This window comes from Stenotrophomonas maltophilia group sp. P373, assembly GCF_053295075.1.
In genome coordinates, this window is sequence record NZ_CM129994.1 from 3,680,279 (window position 1) to 3,697,661 (window position 17,383).

16 protein-coding genes are annotated in these 17,383 nt (G+C 63.4%); 8 read left to right on the forward strand and 8 right to left on the reverse strand.

All coding sequences use genetic code 11. The features are described 5' to 3' along the window. Positions 1–459 precede the first annotated feature (459 nt). From ACSYHF_RS16990 to ACSYHF_RS17015, 6 genes are all read right to left on the reverse strand, one after another. Positions 460–1,131, reverse strand: a complete 672-nt coding sequence (locus ACSYHF_RS16990; RefSeq protein WP_005419262.1) for a DUF6624 domain-containing protein — start codon at positions 1,129–1,131, stop codon at positions 460–462. Beyond that, positions 1,128–2,249, reverse strand: a complete 1,122-nt coding sequence (locus ACSYHF_RS16995) for a hypothetical protein (RefSeq protein WP_032954524.1) — start codon at positions 2,247–2,249, stop codon at positions 1,128–1,130. Before ACSYHF_RS16995 ends, ACSYHF_RS16990 begins: the two co-directional genes overlap by 4 nt. Before the next feature lie 79 nt (positions 2,250–2,328). Then, positions 2,329–2,511: a hypothetical protein gene (locus ACSYHF_RS17000; RefSeq protein WP_005419266.1), complete on the reverse strand. Its 183-nt coding sequence runs from the start codon at positions 2,509–2,511 to the stop codon at positions 2,329–2,331. Between the two features lie 72 nt (positions 2,512–2,583). Further along, positions 2,584–4,704: a peptidase domain-containing ABC transporter gene (locus ACSYHF_RS17005; protein ID WP_111127561.1), complete on the reverse strand. Its 2,121-nt coding sequence runs from the start codon at positions 4,702–4,704 to the stop codon at positions 2,584–2,586. A gap of 5 nt (positions 4,705–4,709) precedes the next feature. After that, positions 4,710–5,990, reverse strand: coding sequence for an HlyD family secretion protein (locus ACSYHF_RS17010; RefSeq protein WP_005419270.1), 1,281 nt, complete (start codon positions 5,988–5,990; stop codon positions 4,710–4,712). A gap of 454 nt (positions 5,991–6,444) precedes the next feature. Then, positions 6,445–7,329, reverse strand: coding sequence for a LysR family transcriptional regulator (locus ACSYHF_RS17015; protein ID WP_005419273.1), 885 nt, complete (start codon positions 7,327–7,329; stop codon positions 6,445–6,447). A 107-nt stretch (positions 7,330–7,436) separates the two neighbouring features. On the opposite strand from ACSYHF_RS17015, the gene ACSYHF_RS17020 reads away from it, so the two are divergent. Then, positions 7,437–8,495, forward strand: a complete 1,059-nt coding sequence (locus ACSYHF_RS17020; RefSeq protein WP_206620398.1) for an NAD(P)-dependent alcohol dehydrogenase — start codon at positions 7,437–7,439, stop codon at positions 8,493–8,495. Positions 8,496–8,617: 122 nt separating this feature from the next. On the opposite strand, the gene ACSYHF_RS17025 is transcribed toward ACSYHF_RS17020, so the two are convergent. Then, the gene (locus ACSYHF_RS17025) at positions 8,618–9,982 is read right to left on the reverse strand and encodes a glutamate--cysteine ligase (RefSeq protein WP_005419277.1); all 1,365 of its coding nucleotides are present in this window, start codon (positions 9,980–9,982) and stop codon (positions 8,618–8,620) included. Positions 9,983–10,134: 152 nt separating this feature from the next. Here ACSYHF_RS17025 and ACSYHF_RS17030 point away from each other — a divergent pair, with 152 nt between their 5' ends. The 3 genes from ACSYHF_RS17030 (at position 10,135) to ACSYHF_RS17040 (ending at position 13,250) form a co-directional block, all read left to right on the forward strand. Beyond that, a complete protein-coding gene (locus ACSYHF_RS17030) occupies positions 10,135–10,839 on the forward strand; it encodes a VIT1/CCC1 transporter family protein (RefSeq protein WP_005419279.1) in 705 nt (234 codons plus the stop codon). After that, positions 10,836–11,660 carry a helix-turn-helix transcriptional regulator gene (locus ACSYHF_RS17035; RefSeq protein ID WP_065185384.1) on the forward strand — a complete coding sequence of 275 codons (825 nt, stop codon included), beginning with the start codon at positions 10,836–10,838 and terminating at the stop codon, positions 11,658–11,660. Before ACSYHF_RS17030 ends, ACSYHF_RS17035 begins: the two co-directional genes overlap by 4 nt. 618 nt (positions 11,661–12,278) lie before the next feature. After that, positions 12,279–13,250 (forward strand): MBL fold metallo-hydrolase, encoded by a 972-nt coding sequence (locus ACSYHF_RS17040; RefSeq protein WP_095377932.1) that lies wholly within the window; start codon positions 12,279–12,281, stop codon positions 13,248–13,250. Between the two features lie 73 nt (positions 13,251–13,323). On the opposite strand, the gene yihA is transcribed toward ACSYHF_RS17040, so the two are convergent. After that, on the reverse strand, positions 13,324–13,926 hold the full coding sequence (yihA, locus tag ACSYHF_RS17045; protein ID WP_111128274.1) for a ribosome biogenesis GTP-binding protein YihA/YsxC: 603 nt from the start codon (positions 13,924–13,926) through the stop codon (positions 13,324–13,326). A gap of 156 nt (positions 13,927–14,082) precedes the next feature. Here yihA and ACSYHF_RS17050 point away from each other — a divergent pair, with 156 nt between their 5' ends. The 4 genes from ACSYHF_RS17050 to ACSYHF_RS17065 all read left to right on the forward strand — a co-directional run bounded on the left by ACSYHF_RS17050 (position 14,083) and on the right by ACSYHF_RS17065 (position 17,374). After that, on the forward strand, positions 14,083–14,883 hold the full coding sequence (locus ACSYHF_RS17050; protein WP_005419283.1) for a c-type cytochrome: 801 nt from the start codon (positions 14,083–14,085) through the stop codon (positions 14,881–14,883). A gap of 106 nt (positions 14,884–14,989) precedes the next feature. Then, positions 14,990–15,640, forward strand: coding sequence for a thiol:disulfide interchange protein DsbA/DsbL (locus ACSYHF_RS17055; RefSeq protein WP_005419285.1), 651 nt, complete (start codon positions 14,990–14,992; stop codon positions 15,638–15,640). Between the two features lie 106 nt (positions 15,641–15,746). Then, a complete protein-coding gene (locus ACSYHF_RS17060; RefSeq protein ID WP_005419290.1) occupies positions 15,747–16,583 on the forward strand; it encodes a thiol:disulfide interchange protein DsbA/DsbL in 837 nt (278 codons plus the stop codon). A gap of 53 nt (positions 16,584–16,636) precedes the next feature. After that, on the forward strand, positions 16,637–17,374 hold the full coding sequence (locus ACSYHF_RS17065; protein ID WP_005419292.1) for an endonuclease/exonuclease/phosphatase family protein: 738 nt from the start codon (positions 16,637–16,639) through the stop codon (positions 17,372–17,374). The last annotated feature ends 9 nt before the right edge of the window (positions 17,375–17,383 follow it).

Genomic DNA, 17,383 nt, shown 5'->3' on the forward strand with positions numbered 1-17,383 from the left:
ACGCATGCCTGACAGCGGCGCTGCATCATCTACTGCAACTCACTCCCGCAACATGTCCATGAACGCGCGCAGCGCGCCGGCTATCTGACGCTGCTTCGGAGAACGCGACGCGCCCCGCCTCGTCAATCGAAACTGATGTTGACGTCACCAAGATCTCCGCCTTCGGTTGACAACCCTACACTGACCGTCGTTGTAGTCGAATTGGACCTTCCACCTCCAATACATGAAAGCACATTCATATCAATCTCCACGGCCATCTCAAGGCCTAGGGGCTTCAACTTCCTATCTCCGCTAGACATCCTCGTTCTCCCTTCCGTTCTTCATCAATGGATACAGCAGTTACGGAGAGCACCGATGAGATTCAGCAAGCAGATTGATGGACCCGATCAGTCCAGTGCAAATATCGGCCAGTGCCAGCCGTCATCCTGCACCATCTGCGAACTGTTGAATTCCCTGCCTTCAACGGGCGCTTCTGTACAGCTGATCGCTGATACAGCGATAGTCCTCCAGGCTCATCAGACCAAGCGCAGTTCGCTCACGCTCGACCGATGCAGGACTATCCAACTTCAGTGGCTCGCCTGTTTCCAGAGACCGTAACTGGGTTCCGAAACGCTGGGGCTTACCGGAAGCGAGAAGCACTCTGTCTGAGAGGAGAGCAAACTTGCTCGCGTCCAGTTCACCTCGCTTCACCAAAGGCTCGAAATTCGCCAACGCTTTTGCTTGCAACGACGGATCATCATCTGCATGCTGAACAAGCAACCAGAGCGCAGCGAGGCCATCCCTCCCCACTTCCCCCACAGATGGGATTGCCACTGAATCACCAAGTTCCTGACGCAGATAGCTCAGGTGTCGCTCCTTCACCGGCATCAATGCAGTTACATCAATAGATCCGGACGCCAATCTCTCATAGAGTCTTTGGTCCTCATCCTGCAACGCCAGCAGCCGCTCCCGCCTAACGTTGTCCGACACTACAGAAGGCCCCACAGACAATGCGGCCCGCTGCTGAGCAACTTGAGCTTCAATGAAAGCCGCCGCCCCGGGGCACGCATGCATCGCCTGACTTAGGTCAACAGCCCAGACAGGGCTGCTGCTGAGCACAAGTACCCACCCCAACAGACCAAACCGCCTCATGCGGCCTCTGCTGCGCTCGTGTCCACACGAGTAATCATGCGGTCGCTTTGCCCGAAACGGCGCACCGCTGAACAAAGTTCAGCGCAACGATCACTGCTTTCGAAAGCAGCAAGATTCGCCACCGACGATGGTACAGCTTCGTACTCCATGGAACCGGCCAAGAGGAACCCCGCCATCTCTCCTAGTAGATTCATCTCGGGAATGTAGTCATCGATGAACAGGAACTGGCCACCAGTATTGATCTCGAAGAAGAACGTGTCCCCCCGGGAATCAACCGCCAAGTCCACACAACCATAGCGCAAATCCAATTTGTCCATCAGCAAACCGATCGCCGCCTGGGTCCGTTCATCCAGCTCATACCGATCCATGACCAACTCACCCGGCCTCACTGAACCCGGCCTCCAGTCAAGTGGCGAAACACCATCGTGGCGAACAATTCTCGCGGTGAACATGCGCCGTCCAATCACTGTAACCCGCAGATCGAACACTTTGTCGACCACTGCCTGGTAGATCGCCGGGCAGACTCGAACGCCAGCATCATCAAGCGATCGATCTCGAGGAATGATCACGGGTCCGCATTGCCAGCCTTTCCGCTCCCTATCACTGGACCAGAAGTGTGGGGTGAAGTGCTTCACCAGAACCGCAGGCTGCCTTGTACGAAAGTCTGCGACTTCTACCGGATCGTTCGTGATCAAGGTATCTGGAATGCGAAAGCCGCAAGATAAAGCAACTTCAAGCTGGAGCCCTTTGGTTGAGGCGTCGGTAGGATGCCAGTCACCTATCGTGAGCGAAGATCTCAAACGAAGCGCCGCTGCCAATGAGCCGTGTGCGCTTTTCAGTTCATTGTCCACGAATTTTACGGAAGCCGGATCGAGATCAGCCAAGGGCTGGTACGGTACGGGCCTCCTGAACCACAGCGACTTCACATCGCGAACGGTGTCCCCACCTATCCTTAGAATGGATCCTGAGTCGCCGATCGTATGGACCATGACAGCCTCATCATGCATGCCGATCCCATCCCACAACAGAACGCGCGCACCGGCGCGTTCAAGCGCCCATGCCACGGACACGGCATGGATGTCCTCCGAATTTCCAATGATGACGTGAACCGGTTCCATCATTACAGCTCCTCAGTGTCCCCGCCCCCCCCCCACCATCTGGCAGGGGGAGTGCTTTTACCAAGAACTCAGAAAGCGATTACCAGTCGATACCGACGTTGACTTCCCAGTCGCCGCCGCTGGTAACTTTGCCGCCAGCACTGCCAGTCGATGCCGGAGCAGCCTCCAAGGCACCACCGCCGACATTCATCAACTCTTCGGTGCTCAGTTCGCGTGCCATTTCCAGACCCAGCGGCTTAATCGAAACGTTCTTGTCAGACATGGTCAGTTCCTTTTCTGGTTGCGGTGGTATTGAAATCCCCCCATCCGCAAGGGGAGCACGTCTACACAGGCATCATGCCCGCGAAGATCGTCTTGGTCCGCAGCTAACTCCTGCGGGAAACTCAATTACGCGATCAGCACTCCGAATGGTCTCCGGACGATGCGCAACGATAATTCGAGTAATACGCAGACCAGCGATGGCGCGGTTGACCTCCGCCTCACGATCAACATCGAGGTGACTAGTCGCTTCATCCAGGATCAGCACCCTGGGACGTCGGTACAGCGCGCGCGCGAGCAGAATCCGTTGCTTCTGACCACCGGAAAGCGCCGATCCCATATCCCCTACCAGGCTGCCGTATCCCATCGGCATGCGCACTATGTCCTCGTGAACGGCAGCCAAGCGCGCGGCCTGCTCCACTCGCTCGGGATCTGCCGAATGACTGAAGAATCCGATGTTGTCGGCAATTGAGCCAGCAAACAGCTGATCGTCCTGCATGACCGCACCAACGAAGCTTCGATATTTCTGAAGGCCAATATGCCTGATATCGATCCCACCAAGCAGAACCTGACCATCTTCAGGCTGAATCAAACCAAGCATGATGCGCGCCAGCGTCGACTTGCCGCAACCGGAAGGACCCACCAACGCGACCGACTCCCCCTCCTCGACATAGAGATCAAGCCCGTCGAGAACACGTGGCTCAGCGGGCGCGTAACGGAAACCAACTGATCGCAGTTGTAGCGAAAAATCTGGAATGCTACCGGCGTGCTCAGTGACCAGATCTGCCTCAGGCTCAGAGAGCACTACGTCTGCGACCCGCTCTGCATGCAGACCGAGCATGCGCCATTCCATGATCCGATCAATCAGCTGCGACACGCGCGTCGCGAAGATGTCTGCGTAGGCGACAAACGCAACCAGCATGCCTGTACTGAAGCTGCCGTCCAGAACCTGCGTCGCAGCAATCCAGATGATAAAAATTCTTGACGCCATAATCAGCCATTGGCGTACGGAATTGTAGATCACCCCGATCTTCTGAACCTCGACATCACGATTCGTCGTCGCTACAAGAACATTGGCAAATCTGGAACGCCTTTCGGCGTAACTGCCATTCAACTTGATTGATTGAGCTCCACGCACGGCTTCCATCAGCTCGGACTGCAGTCTTGCGGCTTGAACGACCTGCTCCTCCGTCGCCCGCCTCATCCATCCGAAAATTCCATAGCGCAATAGCAAGTAGATCGCAAAGAAGCCCACAACAACGGCGGTCAACTTGATGCTGTACACCATCAGGATTGCCAGGATTGCGAGCGACATCACTCCATCCAGAATGCCCTCGACAAACTGAGTGGATATAGTCCGCTGAATCGACTGCATAGATGCAAATCTTGACATGACGTCACCGACATGGCGCCTGGAAAACCATGACAACGGCAACTCCAGAAGCTTCCCGAAAACGCGGCCACTCCATTGCAGATTCAAATTGGCGCCAAACCAGACTACCGCCCAGCTCCGCGCGGCAAAGAAGACCACCTGGAACAGCGAAAGCAATATGAATGAAACAAACAGGACCGTCAGCAAGTCCCTATCGGCACTCAGAAGCACCTGATCCACAACCCATTGCGCGTAGAATGGCGCCGCGATCACACAAACTTCAAGAACTAATGCAAGCAGCGCGATGAATCCCAGCGCACGCTTGATTCCCGCAACTCTTCCCACCAGAGCAGCGATGGAAATATGTACGCGATCACTGATCGCCTCGAATGACGTGGATGGCTGAACGTCCAGAGCAATCCCAGTAAAGGACCGCGACGCCTCATCCCATGTCAGTGAACGGACTCCGAAACCTGGATCATGGATGACAATCCCGGATCGTGTGGCCTGCTTGAGGACCACAAAATGGTCAAGATCCCAGTGCAGAATACAGGGCCCCTGCACCCGCTTCAGATCGTTGAGCTCGATGCGCAGTGCTCGGGCGGAAAGATCCAGCGCCGCAGCCATCTCCACAAGTCGGGCAAGATCAACCCCCTTGAGCGATCCAGGGAATTTTCGCCGAAGTGCGAGCATGTCAACGTCATGCCCGTGATAGCGCGCGATCATTGCGATGCATGCAAGACCACATTCGGCTAATTCTGATTGCATGATCTGCGGCAGAACACCTCGTGTTCGACTCAGTAGGCGCAGATCGATAGGCGGCATGACCGTCATCGCGCTTCGCTACCATTTGCCATGCGCTTCTGCATCCCTGCCAGGGGATCAAGCAGCCACGACACGATCTTCCGTCGTTCAATCAGCAGATCTGCTTCGACCTGCATACCAGAGCGCAAGGCGAGATGGCCTCCACCTGCTGCGATGCTCTGGTCATCAAGGGCAACAACCACTTGATAGAGCGGAGCCATCTTCTCACGCTGACCGGGATTGTCAGTGAACACTGCTGACTCGGCCGCACGCAACCCTTTGGTCGAGACTGATTTTATTGTCCCCCACTGCTGTCCGAACTTCTGATATGGGAATGCGGGATAGCGCATGACAACGCGCTGCCCTGCCTGCAGAAGACCTACTGCGCGACTTTCAACGAACAGCCGTGCCTCAAGCGGCGAGCCCGGACGCACAATCTGGAACAAAGGTTGCCCCGCAACAACCGATACGCCATCAGCAATCAACAAATTGACGACCATTCCATCCCGGGCAGCACGAATAACAACTTCGCGCTGCGCTTCGTTCTTGGCCAACTCCTGTTCGAGGCCAATCAATGTCCGCTCGACTTCACTACGATCATTACGACTCTGCTGTGGATACTGTCGAATCTGGCTGTTTACCGTGGCCAGATCCTGGCCAGACTGAAGGCGCTCACGCTGCAACGAGGACAAGCTTGTCTTGGCCTGGACGACAGCAGCTTCCTGCTGTTCCATCTGCATTCCGGATACATACCCTTCCTTCACCAACGGCTTGAACCGTTCTAACCGTGCGCTGGCACTGGCTATAAGGCTTTGCTGCAACTCAATTTCTCTGTCGAACGCAGCAATACGTGAAGAGATATTGCGAGCACGCTGCCGCAACGCTTCCTGCTCCCCTTTCTGAAGCTGGACCTTATCGTCGATTTCTGCCCTAAGGCGCTCATGCTGCTGTTGCAGCTTCCGCCGTACCTCAGCATAGGCGCCGATGCCTCCATCACCACCGACGTCTAATGAAATACGCGCTATTTCCTGCCCGCTTTTCACCGCCTGCCCTTCACGGGCAAGAACATGCGTCACAACGCCTGAAACGCGCGACAGCGCGTTCTGCCCTTCATCCGAGGATGCAAGCTCACCGCCAACCCTCTCACGCCTGGTGTAGTCCGCAAAAAAAAGGACGGCGACGATGGCGGCAAGAAAAACCACACCAGCAATGGCGATCCATCGAACTGAAGGTGGCGTCGCGACGAGCAGAGCACCTCTCTGCTGCATTCGCTTTGCTGCAATGACTTCGTCCCTGAAAAGCGCCATTCGTACAGTCCATGCCGAAGGTTCGTATGGAGTAGATCAAGACACTCATGGCAAGTCAATACATCTTTTGATATTTGAAAGTGAACAATTTCCAGCAGCGCCGCTTACACCACGCGAGCTATGACGCGCGATGACGTCCATACATCTTGCCTGCTTCGCCCCACTTTGATCGTATGTGGGCTACGTTGCGAGCGATTCCCAACTCCGACAACGAAGGACTTGTTAGCCACTCTGCTTCAGTTCAAGCGGATATTTTCGAGTGACCTTCCGAGTACACGTCCTGGCCAGTACTGGAACCTAACCCTAACCCTCACTCGCAAACACAAACGCGCAGACAGGTGACCCGACCGGAAACGCGCTCGATAGCCGAGAGCGTGCTTGTGAATGCCAAGGTGAATCTGTCTCGGGATTCGCACATTGCATCCCAGCAAGAATCTCCTCCACGCCTTTCACATCACTCCCGCAGCATATCCACGAACGCACGCAGCGCACCAGGCATCTGCCGCTGCTTCGGGTAATACAGCGCGAAGCCGGCGAACGGTTCGCTCCAGTCTTCCAGCACCGCCACCATCTGCCCCGATTCGATGTAGGGCCGTGCGGTGTCTTCCAGCACATAGGCCAGGCCGATGCCATCGAGCACTGCGCCGACCACGGTGCCCTGCTCGCCCAGTGTCAGCCGCCCCGGCACGTCGATTTCCAGCGCCTGCCCAGCACGCTCGAACTGCCACTTGTACAGATGCCCGCTGGCGAAGCGGAAGCGGATGCACTCGTGTGCCGCCAGATCACGCGGATGCTGCGGTGCCGGCCGGCGCCGCAGGTACTCGGGCGAACCGACGATCAAGCCGCGCAGCGGCGGCCCCATCGGCACCGCCACCATGTCCTCGGGCACGAACTCATGCAGGCGCACGCCGGCGTCGTAACCCTCGGCGACGATGTCGACCAGGCCATCGTTCTCGGTCAGCTCCACCCGCACGTCCGGATGGGCGTGCAGGAAGCGCGCCAGCCGCGGCCCCAGCTGGGTCGCCACCGCCGCCCGCGTCGCATTGATCCGCAGCAACCCCGCCGGCGCAGCGCGGAACTGGTTCATCTCTTCCAGCGCGTCATGCACCTGCCCCAGCGCCGGCTGCAGGCGTTCCAGCAGGCGCTGCCCTGCCTCGGTCAGGGCCACGCTGCGGGTGGTGCGATGGAACAGGCCGACCCCCAGCCGTTCCTCCAGTGCGCGGATCGCATAGCTCACCGCCGAGGTCGACAGGGCCAGCTCAGCACCGGCACGGCGGAAACTGCGATGACGGGCAACCGCGGCGAACGCGGCCAGGTGGGTCAGGTTGTCAGTGGCCATGATTGTGCAGTTCCACTTGATGAATCATGCCGATATCCGCGCTTCTTGCCGCTGGGAACGGGGCGTATTGTAAAACGCCTTTCGACAAACCCTGCCAAGGATTCCCCATGTCCCTCGCCCGTGGTTACGCCGCCCATTCACATACCGACCCGCTGATTCCGTACGAGTTCGAACGCCGCGCGGTCGGCCCTGACGATGTGCGCATCGAGATCCTCTACAGCGGCATCTGCCACTCCGACCTGCACCAGGCCCGCGACGACTGGGGTGGCTCGATCTATCCGATGGTGCCGGGCCACGAGATCATCGGCCGCGTCACCGAAGTCGGCAGCAACGTCACCCGCTTCAAGGTCGGCGACCACGCCGGCGTCGGCTGCATGGTCGATTCCTGCCGCCACTGTGATGCCTGCGAGCACGACCTGGAGCAGTACTGCGCCGAAGGCGCGACCTGGACCTACAACGGCCGTGAACGCGAAAGCGGTGCACCGACCTACGGCGGCTATTCCGACCACGTGGTGGTCGAGCAGCGCTTCGTGGTGAAGGTGTCCGACACCCTCGACCTGAAGGCCGCCGCGCCGCTGCTGTGCGCCGGCATCACCACCTGGTCGCCGCTGCGCCATTGGAAAGTCGGCCCGGGCCAGAAGGTCGGCGTGATCGGCCTGGGTGGCCTCGGCCACATGGGCGTGAAGTTCGCCAAGGCGCTCGGTGCGCACGTGGTGATGATCACCACCACGCCTGAAAAGGGTGCCGACGCCAAGCGCCTGGGCGCCGATGAAGTGCTGGTCTCGCGCGACGCCGCGCAGATGAAGGCGCACGCTGGCAGCTTCGACTTCCTGCTCAACACCATCCCGGTCGGCCATGACACCAACCCCTACATGGGCCTGCTCAAGCGCGAGGCCACCATGTGCCTGGTCGGCGTGCTGACCGAGCTGGACCCGCCGCTGACCGGTGGCAGCGTGATCTTCGGCCGCAAGCACCTGACCGGCTCGGCGATCGGCGGCATGGCCGAAACCCAGGAAATGATGGACTTCTGTGCCGAGCACGGCATCGTCAGCGATGTGGAGATGATCGACATCAAGAACGTCAACGAAGCCTGGGAACGCATGGCGAAGAACGATGTGCGCTACCGCTTCGTGATCGACATGGCGACGTTGAAGAACGCGGCCTGAACCAGGACGGATCTGGAAATGAAAAACCCCGGCAATGCCGGGGTTTTTCTTCTGGTAGTGCCGGCCGCTGGCCGGCGACCCTGCCAGGCTGCCGGCCAGCGGCCGGCACTACCGCAATCCACTCAGTACGCGAACTCGCGGAACACCGGATCGACATCGCCGTGCCAGCGGCCATGGAACAGCGCCAGCTTGCGCTCGGCCGGGGTCAGCCCGGATTCGACGATCTCCTGAAGCACGTCCAGGAACTTGCTCTCGTCCTGGCCATCGGCATTGCGCGCAGCACGGCGCTTGAGGCCTTCCACCGAAATATTCACCGCCTCGCGGGCCAGGTCGCGCACCGTGCCGTTGCGGAACGGCAGATTCATCGCATGCTTCGGTACACCATCGCGCAGCGCATGGCGCTCGGCCAGGGTGAAGTCGCGCACCAGGTCCCAGGCGGCATCCAGTGCGGTGTCGTCGTACAGCAGGCCCACCCAGAACGCCGGCAGCGCACACAGGCGGCTCCACGGGCCACCGTCGGCACCACGCATTTCCAGGTACTTCTTCAGGCGCACTTCCGGGAACGCAGTGGTCATGTGGTCCGACCAGTCGCGCAGCGTCGGCAGCGCGCCCGGCAGCACCGGCAGCCTGGCCTGCATGAAATCACGGAAGCTCTGCCCGCTGGCATCGTGGTAGATGCCATCGCGGTAGGAGAAATACATCGGCACGTCGAGCAGGTAATCGACATAGCGCTCGTAACCGAAGCCGTCCTCGAACACGAAGTCGAGCATGCCGGTGCGATCGACGTCGGTGTCGGTCCAGATGTGCGAGCGATAGCTCAGGTAGCCGTTCGGCTTGCCTTCGGTGAACGGCGAATCGGCAAACAGCGCAGTGGCAATCGGCTGCAGCGCCAGCGACACGCGGAACTTCTTCACCATGTCCGCCTCGGTCGCGTAGTCCAGGTTCACCTGCACCGTGCAGGTGCGGGTCATCATGTCCAGGCCCAGCGAACCGACCTTGGGCATGTACGAACGCATGATCTTGTAGCGGCCCTTGGGCATCCACGGCATCTCGTCGCGCTTCCACTTGGGCTGGAAGCCCATGCCGAGGAAGCCCAACTGCAGTTCGCCAGCCACCTGCGCCACTTCGTTGAGGTGGGTGCCGGTCTCCACGCAGGTCTGGTGGATGGTCTCCAGCGCCGCGCCGGACAGTTCCAGCTGACCGGCCGGCTCCAGCGTCACCGAGGCCCCATCGCGCAGCAGGGCGATGGTGTTGCCGTTCTCCTGCACCGGCTCCCAGCCGAAGCGGACCAGGCCGTTGAGCAGCGCTTCGATGCCACGCTCGCCCTCGAAGGTCGGCGGCCGCAGGTCATCCAGGCGGAATCCGAACTTCTCGTGCTCGGTACCAATGCGCCACTGCGCACGGGGTTTCTCGCCGGAGGCGATCACCTCCACCAGCTGCGAGCGGTCGGTAATGGGGGTATCGGCGACGTGGCTGGGGCTCGACAAGGGGGTGGCTCGCTGGACAGTGGCAGGGGATGTGGGGCCCGGGGCCTTCCATCGCAAGGGCGCACTATAGCGTGGCACCCCGTTGCGTCATGCGACGGTGACGGGTTTCAGCATCCTACCGACGCCCTCTTGACCCTCGTACACTCAACGACATGAGCCGCCATTCACGACATCCCGAACTGCACCGCTCCGAGCGCGTCGGCTGGCTGCGTGCCGCCGTGCTGGGCGCCAATGATGGCATCGTCTCGGTGGCCGGCCTGGTAGTCGGCGTGGCCGCCGGCGGCGCCTCCGCTACCACCATCCTCGCCACCGGCGTGGCCGGCACCGTGGCCGGCGCGATGTCGATGGCCGCCGGCGAGTACGTCTCGGTACAGACCCAGGCCGACACCGAGGACGCAGACCTGGCAATGGAAAAGCGCGAGCTGCGCGAAAATCCGCACAGCGAGCTGGAGGAGCTGGCCGCGATCTACCGCCACCGCGGCCTGGAGCCTGCGCTGGCACGGCAGGTGGCCGAACAGCTCACCGCCCATGATGCGCTGGGTGCCCACGCCCGCGACGAACTGGGCATCACCGATACCCTGCGCGCCCGCCCGCTGCAGGCAGCGCTGGCCTCGGCCGGTGCGTTCACCTGTGGCGCGGCGCTGCCGGTGCTGACCGCCCTGCTCGCGCCGGTCGACAGGGTCGCACTGATGACCACGGCCAGTACCCTGCTCGGCCTGTGCCTGACCGGCGCAGTGGCGGCCAGGGCCGGCGGCGCACCGCCGGTTCGCGGCGCGATCCGGGTGATGTTCTGGGGCGCATTGGCGATGGCCGCGGCGGCCGGCGTCGGTCGCCTGTTCGGTGCCCACGTGTCATGACCGCCATGCTGCCACCGGCCACCGCACTGCTGGCCGAGATGGCCAGCCTGGCCGGCTGCGCACGCGCCGAAGGTTATGCGTGCATCACCGCTCGGCGCGAACATGGCGCCAGCTCGGTGGAGATTCCACAACCACAGTTTGCGATCCTGCTGGAAGGACGCAAGCAGGTGCGTACCGCGCACCAGTCGCTGGAGTTCATGCCCGGCGACATCCTGCTGCTGACCCAGCGCTGCCGCATCGATGTGGTCAACACCCCCGACCCACGCAGTGGCCGCTACCTCAGCGCCATCGTGCCGCTGTGTGCCGAAGTGCTGGCGGCCGCACGCACGCTGTGGAGCGGGGAGCTTCCCGCCGCCGGTCATGCGATGGCGCGGCTGCCGTTGATCGATCATGGCGCGGTGCTGCGCCAGTGGCGGCAATCGCTGCAGGACGGCCGTTACAGCGAAGCGCGGCTGGCCCTGGCCTCGTTGGTACTGACCCTGTGCCGGCAGGGCCACGGCAACCTGCTGCTGCCGCAGGCGCCGAGCCTGGGCGAACAGATCCGCGACCGCATCGCCGCTGAACCCGCTCGCGACTGGCAATCGCGCGATGTGGAAGCGCTGTTCGCGCTGAGCGGCGCGACCTTGCGCCGTCGGCTCGCCGCCGAGGACACCAGCCTGCGCCAGCTGCTCACCGAGGCCCGGCTGGCGCATGGCATGCAGCTGCTCTACACCACCGACCTGCCGCTGAAGACCGTGGCCGCACGCGCGGGCTACCGCTCTGCGGCCAGTTTCAGCAAGCGCTTTGCCGAGCAGTACGGGCTGGCTCCCACAGACATTTGAGGGGGGTCGGCAGGGCTGCGCCCTGCACCCGCTACGAGCCAGAGCAACGGCCGAAGCAACAGCAACAGCGGCTATCCGTGGGACGGCGGAGCGGTGTGGGTGGGCAGGACACGCCGTAAACCCATCCATGGGGGCTCGATGGCGCCATCCATGGCGCCAACGGTCCTGCCCACCCACACCGCCCCACCTCTGACAGATTCCTGCTGCTGTTGGTAGGTGTCGACCTTGGTCGACACGATTTTTCTGTCAGATATCGAAATCGATCTGGGGTCAGATCCGTTTTCCTGCGGAAAACGGATCTGACCCCAAGAGCATCTCCAACAGTTCGCGGAAAACTGTCGAAGGCGGGGTGGGTCCGGTTGCGGGAGTGTCCGCGGCATGGATGCCGCGGCCAAGCCCCCATGGATGGGTTTACGGCGTCTCCCGCAACCGGACCCACCCCGCCATCCCACGGATAGATCGCTGTTGCTGTTGCTGTTGCCTCTGCGGGTGCAGGGCGCAGCCCTGCAGACAACACCCCCTTCCCTGAGCATTCCACGCAGTGGTTTGAGCGCCGTGCGCACGCCAGTCACGGCACGCTAGGCCAACGGAACCGCCCATCATCCACCGAGAACCCTCATGACCCTGCGCCAACTGCCCCTACGCACCGCCCTGCTGCTGGCCCTGTCCGCCCTGCCACTGGCGGCGCTGGCCGAAGCCACCTCGCCCGCGCCCACCCAGCAGGTGCCCGGCGTCTACCACCAGCGCGTCGGTGCGCTGCAGGTCACCGCCCTGTTCGACGGCGTGGTCGCGCTGGGCCGGCAGGAAGTGGTCGACGTGCCGCCGACACTGGTCAGCCGCCTGTTGGAAGGCCGCTACGTACCGGAAGACAAGAAGGGCCTGCAGACCGCAATCAACGCGTTCCTGGTGCGCCAGGGCAACCACCTGACCCTGGTCGATACCGGCACCGCACAGTGCTTCGGCCCCGGCCTGGGCCAGGTGCTGGGCAACCTGCGCGCCTCCGGCGTGGACCCGGCCGAGGTGGACGAGGTGCTGCTGACCCACGCCCATCCGGACCACCTGTGCGGGGTGCTCGATGCGCAGGGCAAGCCGGCCTACCCGAATGCCACGGTGTGGCTGTCCAGGGCCGATGCCGACTACTGGCTCAACCCGGCCAGCGAGGCTTCCGCGCCGAAGGGTGTGCGCTTCGCCTTCCCGCTGGCGCGCAACGCGGTGGCGCCGTACCAGGCCAGTGGCCACCTGCGCACGTTCAACCCCGGCGATGCCCTGCCCGGCGGCGCGGTGGCGATGGACACCCATGGCCATACCCCCGGCCACGTCTCCTACCGGTTCGACAGCCAAGGCCAGTCACTGCTGGTGTGGGGCGACGTGCTGCACTTCCATGCGGTGCAGTTCGCGCACCCGGAGGCCGCGTTCGAGGCCGATTCGGACCGCAAGGCGGCCATCGCCAGCCGTCGCGGGCTGCTGCAGCAGGCCACCGCCAACGGCTGGTGGGTGGCCGGTGCGCACCTGCCGTTCCCGGGCCTGGGCCATGTGCGCAGCGAGAGCCAGGCCTATGCGTGGGTGCCGGCGGAGTATTCGCCGTTGTGAGGGTGTGCCGACCAAGGTCGGCACCCACCCGATCGGGTAGCGCCCGGCTGCCAGCCGGGCGACCGGCAATACCTTATTCCAGCCCCAGCCAGCCGCCGATCACGCCGCGGGCTTCGTCCACGCCGGTGCGGTCCTCGCCGGAGAACACCTGCACGCTGACGCTGTCGCCGTAGGCCGAGTGCAGTTCCTTGCGCACCTTCTGCAGGGTCTGCATCTGCTGGCTGCGGCTGAGCTTGTCGGCCTTGGTCAGCAGGGCGTGCGCCGGCATGCCGCGCTGTACGGCATAGGACAGCATCTGCCGATCGTAGTCCTTCAGCGGGTGGCGGATGTCCATCACCACCACCAGCCCCTTCAGGGCCTCGCGGGTGCGGAAATACCGGTCGATGAAGGCCTGCCAGTGCGCCTGCAGGTCCAGCGGCACCTTGGCGTAGCCGTAACCGGGCAGGTCGACCAGATGGGCTTCCGGGGTGATCTGGAAGAACACCAGCTGCTGGGTACGGCCGGGCGTCTTGGAGACACGGGCCAGCGCGTTCTGGCGGGTCAGCGCGTTGAGCGCACTGGACTTGCCGGCGTTGGAGCGGCCGGCAAAGGCCACTTCGGCCCCTTCATCGGGCGGCAGCTGCCGCACGTTGTGGGCCGAAAGGTGGTAACGGGCGCGTTCGATGAGCAATGACATGTGCCTAGGATCGCATGTTGCGGCGCCGCGCGCCCGTGCCGGCGGCCGTGGCGGGCATTTTGCTGCACTGCTGCGTTGACCGTGCGCGGAAACGCCGTTGATAATCCGGGCGATGCCGGCGGCCACCGCCCGGCCCGGTCCATACGGAGCTTTAGCATGCGCCACGCTCGCGTTCTTGCCGTATCCGCCCTTGCCACTGCCGTAGTCGTTGCCGCTGCTGCGTTCGCGCAGACCACGTTGACCCCGCTGCCCGACAACGGGCCGATCAACACCGCCTCGCTGGAGGTGGACTTCAGCAAGACCCATTGGGGCGATGCCAAGGCTGGCCAGACCAAGGCTTCGGCCTGTGCGGCCTGCCATGGCGCCGACGGCAATTCCACGGTCGAGATGTATCCGTCCATCGCCGGCCAGAGCGAACGCTACGTGGCCCAGCAGATGGCCCTGATCGCCAACGGCCAGCGCAGTTCCGGCGCGGCGGTGGCGATGGTGCCGTTCGTGCAGAACCTCACCCCGCAGGACATGCGTGATATCGGCGCCTACTTCGCCACGCAGAAGGCCAACGCCGGCATCGCCGATGACACGGCGGTCGCCGACGGCCCCTACAAGGGCATGAAGTTCTACGAGATCGGCCAGCAGCTGTACCGCGGCGGCGATGCCAAGCGTGGCCTGCCGGCCTGCATGGCCTGCCATGGCCCCAGCGGTGCCGGCAATCCCGGCCCGGCCTATCCGCATCTCGGTGGCCAGCACGCCAGCTATGTCGCGCGCCGCCTGCAGGAGTACCAGGCCGGCCAGACCAACGAGACCGACAAGGCACACTTCCAGATCATGGCCACGGTCGCGCAGAAGCTCAGCGAGCAGGAGGTGCAGGCGCTGTCGAGCTACCTGCAGGGCCTGCACAACAAGGCCGACGATGTGGCCACCACGGCCACGCCAACACAACCGGCTGCCGCCCCCTGACCACCACTGGTCGGCCCGGGCCGCGACGCCGGCCCACGGCTGCGGTATGTTTCCTTCACGCCGGCGGCTGCGCCGGCGTTGCTTTTTTCAACGGAGATGCGTGTCGATGAGGTTGATTTCCCGCCTGCTGTTGTCCGTGCTGGTGCTGCTGCCGCTGGCAGCCTGCGCCGCCACCCCCGCCAATGCCCCGCTGGTCGAGGGCAAAGACTACGAGCGCATCGCCCAGCCGGGCCCGTTCCAGCCGCTGGCCGGCAAGATCGAGGTGGTCGAAGTCTTCGGCTACACCTGCCCGCACTGCGCCCATTTCGAACCGCAGCTGGAAGCCTGGGCGGCCAAGCTGCCGGCCGACGTGCGCTTCACCCCGGTCCCGGCGGCCTTCGGCGGTGCCTGGGATGCCTGGGCACTGGCCTACTACGCCGCCGACGAAGTCGGCGTGGCCAAGCGCAGCCATGCCGCCGTGTTCAAGGCCCTGCACGAGCAGGGTTCGCTGCCGATGCAGAACGTCTCCGCCGATGAGCTCGCCACCTTCTACAAGGCCTACGGCGTGACCCCGGACCGCTACATCCAGGCCCTGCGCGGCGATGCCGTGCAGAAGAAGGTCGAGGCCGCGCGCGCGTTCGCCCAGCGCACCAAGATTCCGGGCACCCCGGCCATCATCATCAATGGCCAGTACCTGGTGCGCGGCAACAGCTTCGACGACCAGCTGCGCATTGCCTCGGCGCTGATCGCGCAGGCGCGCGCCGCCCGCGGCCGCTGAACCAACACCCACCACCGACACGGCGTTGTCGCCGCCGCGTGTCATCATTTCCCCTTGGCCGGCGCCTGCCGCCGGCCCCACCTTTCCAGATGCTGGAGACGTTTCCATGAAGATCCGTTACGCCCTCGCCCTCGCAGCGCTGCTGCCGATCCTGGCCGCCTGCAAGGCCGACGACGGCAGCACCAACACCACCGCGGCCCCCGCCGAACCGGCAGCAACCCCGGCCACGACCACCGAACCGGCTACCGCACCGGCGGCGGGCAGCGAAGGCGCCGCGCCGGCTGCCGCTGAAGGCGAGAAGACTCCGGCCGAAGCAACTCCGGCCGCCGCGCCGGCCCCGACCACCGCCGCACTGACCGGCCCGGCTCCGGTGGAAGGTGCCGACTACCAGGTGATCCCGAACGGTCAGCCGTTCCAGCCGGCCGCCGGCAAGATCGAAGTGACCGAGATCTTCGGCTACGTCTGCCCGGCCTGCGCCGCGTTCCAGCCGCTGGTCGGCCCGTGGAAGGCCGGCCTGCCCAGCGACGTGAACTTCGTCTACGTGCCGGCCATGTTCGGCGGCACCTGGGATGACTACGCCCGTGCCTTCTACGCCGCGCAGACCCTGGGCGTGCAGGAGAAGACCCACGAAGCGCTGTACGCCGCAATCCACTCGCAGAAGACCCTGAAGGGCGAGCGCGGCCGTGACTCGGTGGAAGACATCGCCAAGTTCTACGCCGCCTACGGCGTCGATCCGAAGCAGTTCGCGGCCACCATGGGCAGCTTCGCGGTGAACGCCAAGACCAACTCGGCCAAGCAGTTCGCCCAGCGCAGCCAGATCAGCGGCACCCCGTCGATCATCGTCAACGGCAAGTACCTGGTTAAGGGCAAGAGCTTCCCGGACATGCTGCGCATCGCCGACCACCTGATCGCCCGCGAACGCGGCGCGGCCCAGGCTCACTGATCCAAGAGAAGCATTTCCCGGCCGTGAATTCCCCCCGTACACGGACCCTGCGCTTGCTGACGGCCAACATCCAGGCCGGCTCAAGTACCCGCCGTTACAGCGACTATGTGACCCGCAGCTGGTCACATGCGCTGCCGGCGGGTCGCAAGCGCAGCAGCCTGGACGCGATCGCCACCCTGGCGCGCGAACATGACATCGTCGGCCTGCAGGAGGCCGACCCGGGCAGCCTGCGCTCGGGCTTCACCAACCAGACCCATTACCTGGCCCAGCGCGCCGGCTTCAACTACTGGAGCCACCAGCCGAACCGGCGCATGGGCGGGGTCGCCTCCAGCGCCAATGGCCTGCTGAGCAAGCTGGAACCGGTGGAAGTGCAGGACCACGCCCTGCCCGGCCGCATCGGCGGGCGCGGCGTGCTGCTGGCCAAGTTCGGCGATGGTGCCGACGGCCTGGCGGTGGCGGTGGCCCATCTGTCATTGGGCGCGGGATCGCGGATGTCGCAGCTGGGCTTCATCGCCGAGCTGCTGTCCGACCACCCCAACGCGGTGCTGATGGGCGACTTCAACTGTCTGGCCGAACGCCCGGAAATGCAGGTGCTGTACCAGAAGACCCGACTGCAACCGCCCGGCTGCATCGTGCCGACCTTCCCCAGCTGGCGCCCCGACCGCGCCATCGACCACATCCTGGTCAGCAGTGGCCTGCAGACCCGCACCGTGGAAGCCGTGCCGGCCGCGTTCTCCGATCACCTCGCCCTGGCGATGCAGATCGACGTCCCGGCCGACGCCCTGCGCTGAACCGCCCCC